The following is a 942-nucleotide window of genomic DNA, read 5'->3' as shown; positions in this document are numbered from 1 at the left end:
CCCCACAGCCGATAGCGCCCCAAACTAACCTGTGCACCTCGGGCAGTGACGCTGTGCCCACCCACACCCCTGAGCGTCACTTCAGTGCCCACGGCCAGTAGTTCCATCCCTGCGGCCGCACTGGTCAATGCCGCCGCAACCACTTCACTCCAGAAGCGCCGGTCCTTGTTGTCTTTCCCGCCTTGCAACAGCAGCAACCCGGCCTCCACCAGAAGCAGCGCACTGGCCACACGCAGGCGATAGAACTGATTGCCGTGCGCCCCGTGCAAGGTCTCGACATAAGCGCGATCGAGGCGGCGTACGATTGGTGCCGAGACGCGCCCCGGCGACGGGGTCTGGCCCTCCAGCGCCTGCTCGCTCAACCGCAGGTTCACGGCTTGCTCGCCCAATGAAGCGATGAGGTAGGTGCTCAGGCGTCGGTACAGCAAGCGATCGGCGCTGTCCGGGGCACCCGCCGACAAGCCCTGGCGCCCCAGTTGCCCGAGCCAGGCCAGCGCGCCGGCCGTGTTGCCGGGGCTGTGTTGCGCGAGCTGGTCCAGATGGCTGTCCACCCGGCCGAACTGTGTGGCGAGTTCCTTGGCGTATTTGAGCGCCGTATCCAGTTGCTGCCATGGATCGGCACCCGGCGGCAGTGTGTCGAGCGTCGTGCGCGTTCGCTCGAGCACCTCGGCGATCTCGCGCTGGTTGAAGACGAACGCGCGCAGTGCCAGGTTACCGTGGGTGATATCGTCGGCGCGCCACCATTGCGCAAGTAACGCCGCGCCCGCAGGCACACCTTCGAGGCCGACCACGCACAGCCCCGTCTGGTGCGCAAAGCAAACGCCGTTGGTGAGGTCGTTCTCGTCGTAGTGGGCCAGTGCGTTCAACAGTTCGGAAGAGGTCAACCAGGCGAGGTGATCTGCCGCTCTGGACTCGGCCAGACGTTGGGCTTCGAGGCTCTGC

1 pseudogene is annotated in these 942 nt (G+C 65.9%); it reads right to left on the bottom strand.

Going from position 1 to position 942, the window contains the following annotated elements:
- Positions 1 to 942 (bottom strand): annotated as a pseudogene (locus tag IAE34_RS24185) (T6SS effector BTH_I2691 family protein); the annotation flags it as partial.

It is taken from the genome of Pseudomonas sp. S30 (genome assembly GCF_016518545.1).
Classification (GTDB): domain Bacteria; phylum Pseudomonadota; class Gammaproteobacteria; order Pseudomonadales; family Pseudomonadaceae; genus Aquipseudomonas.
The sequence above is the reverse complement of the archived record's forward strand: the minus strand, read 5'-3'. Positions and strand labels throughout refer to the sequence as shown.